Annotated in this window: 4 protein-coding genes and 1 pseudogene; 2 read left to right on the plus strand and 3 right to left on the minus strand. The window is 65.1% G+C overall.

The annotated features are described in order from the left end of the window. Both ACESL8_RS04170 and ACESL8_RS04175 read left to right on the plus strand, forming a co-directional pair. Positions 1–323 (plus strand): annotated as a pseudogene (locus ACESL8_RS04170) (3-hydroxyacyl-[acyl-carrier-protein] dehydratase FabZ); the annotation flags it as partial. Positions 324–363: 40 nt separating this feature from the next. Then, positions 364–849, plus strand: coding sequence for a hypothetical protein (locus tag ACESL8_RS04175; protein WP_372916270.1), 486 nt, complete (start codon positions 364–366; stop codon positions 847–849). On the opposite strand, the gene ACESL8_RS04180 is transcribed toward ACESL8_RS04175, so the two are convergent. From ACESL8_RS04180 to ACESL8_RS04190, 3 genes are all read right to left on the minus strand, one after another. Next, complete coding sequence (locus ACESL8_RS04180; protein WP_372916272.1) at positions 818–1,720, minus strand: DMT family transporter; 903 nt, start codon at positions 1,718–1,720, stop codon at positions 818–820. The two genes, ACESL8_RS04175 and ACESL8_RS04180, sit on opposite strands and share 32 nt — an antisense overlap. A gap of 13 nt (positions 1,721–1,733) precedes the next feature. Beyond that, positions 1,734–2,960 (minus strand): glutamate carboxypeptidase, encoded by a 1,227-nt coding sequence (locus ACESL8_RS04185; RefSeq protein WP_372916274.1) that lies wholly within the window; start codon positions 2,958–2,960, stop codon positions 1,734–1,736. 162 nt (positions 2,961–3,122) lie between these two features. Continuing rightward, the coding region (locus tag ACESL8_RS04190; protein WP_372916276.1) for an acyl-CoA dehydrogenase family protein at positions 3,123–3,641 on the minus strand (519 nt) is incomplete at its 5' end.

Genomic DNA, 3,641 nt, shown 5'->3' on the forward strand with positions numbered 1-3,641 from the left:
CGGGCCGGCCGATCATGCCCGGCGTGTTGATCGTGGAAGCGCTGGCGCAGACGGCCGGCGTGCTTGCGATCCACACGGCTCGCGCAAAAGCAACGGCAGACGGGGCAGGGCCAGACGGCGCGGGCAACAAGCTGGTGTATTTCATGGCGATCGACAACGCCAAGTTTCGCACGCCTGTGGAACCTGGCTGCCTGCTGCACCTGAAGGTGGAAGTGGTGCAGGACCGTGGCCGAATCGCCAAATTCAGCGGCCGCGCCGAAGTTGATGGCAAGCTGGCGGCAGAATGCAGTTTCACCGCAATGATCGTCGATTCGCCGACCTGAAACCATTGCGTCTGGTGCCCGCCATCTCCATAATTGGACCATGTCCGGATTTCTTGCCTTGAGCCTTTCTCCCCTGCTGCTGATCGCCGGTATCCTTTCGGCGGGCCAGTTTGCATCGGAGGTGTCCAAAAGCGGCCCAAAGGCGGCGGTTGCGCAGCTGGCGGCGGGCGGTGACTGGGGCCGGGTGATCGGCGCCATTCGGGGCGGAGCTGGCGATTGGATCGCGCTAGCACCGGAATTGGCACGCGGGGTTGACGATGCGCAGGCCGCCCAACTCACCGCTGCGCTGGCGGCAGCGCTGCCGCGCGCACCGTCGGAAGTGCTGGCGGTGACGGATTTGCGGCGCTCCCCGGTTCTTGGCGTGCAGGCGATCTGCGGCGTGCCGGCTGGCAGCCATGCTGCTACTGCCCGCGGGGCCTATCTGGCTGATGCGCGTGAAGCGGTTGAATTGCTGCCCGATTTTGCCTCCGTTGGCCGCGCCAAGGCTGTTTGCCTCAAGGAACTGGCACTGGCGGCAGCGGGCTGATCGGAACTGATGCGGGTGTCCGAGACGCCCACAGACAGGCGCCGGCAATGATCACTGCGCCAGCGACGGTTGCCGGCGCAACCGCTTCATCAAACACCATCCAGCCCAGCAGCGCCGCCCACGGCAGCGCGCTGTATTCCAGCACAGCCGAAACCTGGGCCTGGAGATGAACATAGCCGCGTGCCATCAATTGCACGCCGATGTTGCCCGCAAGGCCCATCGCCACCATCAGCCCGATATCCACTGCTGGCGGCAGCGCGGAAACCGTGAACACCACTGGTGAGAGCCAGACGAGCGGCACCACGGCTGCAATCAGGGTTATCACTGTCGCCCCGTCAGCCGCGGCGCGTGACCGCAGGATTACCGCCGACGCGCCGTATAATATGGCCGCCACACCCGCCGCCAACGCCGCCATCAGTTGCGGGCTGGACAGGCCGGGCATGCCGCCAACAGCCACCAGCACACCAGCAAATCCAACGGCACCGGCGGCGATATAGCGGGGTTGCACCGGTTCTTTGAGATACAGCGCGGCCATGAACGGCACTGCCAATGGCCCGACAAACGTCAGGGTGAGCACCAGCGCCAGCGGCAGCCGCGTGATCGACCAGAAAAATGCCAGCGCCATTCCCGCAACCAGCGTACCGCGCACCAGATTGGGCTTCAGCCCGCCCGGTGCCACCCACGGCCGGCCCTGCCATTGCCATACCATCAGCGCGATCACGGTACCGCTGGCGTAACGGCCAAAGGTGGTGACCGCCGCGCCGTAACGCAGCCCCAGATATTTTGCGAACACATCAAGCACACACAAGGCCCCGATGCCGGCAAGCACCAGCAAAATGGCCGAAAGGCGGTGGGGGTGGCCGGCAGACATTGGTGCGGTCGGGTTAGCGCCCCAGCCGGCGGATCAGGCTAGCCGCAAGATAGAGCCGGCGCGGCACCGCTTCGAGAAAGACATATTCCGCCTGCGTGGTGTGTGCGCCGTATCCGGGCAGGCCCAGCGATTCGATCACCGGCACACCGGCCAGCGCGGCATAGCCGGCATCGGTACCGCCGCCGCCGCGTTCGGTCACGGCCAGTTCCTTGCCAAACGTCGCATAAATGGCGCGGGCTTCCTCGATCAGCGCGTTGCTGGCCGCGGTGGCGGTGAACGGTGGGCGGTTCATCCGCACTTCGGCGGCGACCTGAGCGCCCGGAACCGACGGGGTTTTCAGCCGATCGAGCAATTCCGCCTTGAATTCATCATATTGCGCCATGTTGCTGGTGCGAAGATCGCCGATCAATGTCACATCGTCGGGGATGATGTTCCGCACGCCGCGCTGCTGTTCGACCACGGTCCAATTGAAGCGGCGATTGCCCTGGCCGCGGTCCAGATCCTTGGTGGACGCGATGATGTGCCCGGCTTCCACCAGCGCATTGATGCCGGCTTCCGGCGCGCCGCCCGCGTGGCTGGCCTTGCCCTTGATGGTGACGATCACCGTATTGGTCGCCGATGTGCCGCGCGTCAGCCGTTCGGGCATGCCCGTCGGCTCGAAGCTGAGCACGGCCGCCATGCCTTTCGACAGCTCGGTGATGATCGTCCCCGATCCCTGTGATCCGCGTTCCTCGTCGGTGTTGATCGCCACCGTCAGCTCGGCATAATCGCGGGGCGTCAGCAGCGGCAAGGTGTGCAGGATGGTGGCGATGCCGCCCTTGTCGTCCGAAATGCCGGGGCCATAGGCCAGCGGGCCAGCGGCGCTGTCGGCCAGCCGGAACGGCGCCCGCGCCAGCGCGCCGCGTTGATACACCGTGTCCATGTGGCTGATCAGCAGCAGCTTGCCTTTGCCGGTGCCCTTCCAACGCGCCACGATGATATCGCCCACCACGCCGCCAGTGGGTTTCACTCGCTCGATGGTGCCGCCGCGCGCGGTGAGCGCTGCCGCCAGATACTGGCCCATCGCCGCCATGCCTTCGGCATCACCGGTGCCGGTCTCGATCTCCACCAGGCTTTTCAGCGTGGCGGTGACGGCGGGCGCTTGCGCGGTGGCGGCCTTGAGCAACGCAGCATCGGGCTTTGGCGCCGCCAAGGCAGTGGTGGCCAACAGCGCGCAGGCAGCGGCAAGCAGTGATTTCATGATGTTTCTCCCGCGCTCACCATAGCCTGCGGCCAAGCGATGTCACGCCTGCAAGCAGTCAAGATCAATGCGCTGATCGAGATTGGCGAGGGGGCCGCCCCAGATCAGCCGGCGTTGCGGCCACCAGCGGCGACGAAGGAATCCAGCCCGGCCGCCAGCCCTTCACTTGGTCTCGTCAAACAACTCACGGCCGATCAGAAATCGGCGGATTTCGCTGGTGCCGGCACCGATTTCATACAGTTTGGCATCGCGCAGCAGCCGCCCGGTGGGATAGTCGTTGATATAGCCGTTGCCGCCCAGGCACTGGATTGCCTCCAGCGCCATCCATGTCGCCTTTTCGGCGGAGTAGAGAATGCAACCAGCGCTATCCTTGCGGGTGGTTTCGCCGCGATCGCAGGCCTGCGCCACGGCATAAGTATAGGCCTGCGCGGTGGACAGCGCGACATACATGTCTGCCAATTTGCCCTGCATCAGCTGGAATTGGCCGATGGGTTGCCCGAACTGCTGGCGATCGTGAACATAGGGCACCACCACATCCATGCACGCCTGCATGATGCCGATGGGGCCGCCGCTGAGCACGACGCGTTCGTAATCCAGCCCGCTCATCAGCACGCGGGCGCCGTTGCCGACGCCGCCCAGCACATTTTGCGCCGGCACGGTGCAATTGTCGAACACCAGTTC

It is taken from the genome of Sandarakinorhabdus sp. (assembly GCF_041689835.1).
GTDB lineage: Bacteria > Pseudomonadota > Alphaproteobacteria > Sphingomonadales > Sphingomonadaceae > Sandarakinorhabdus.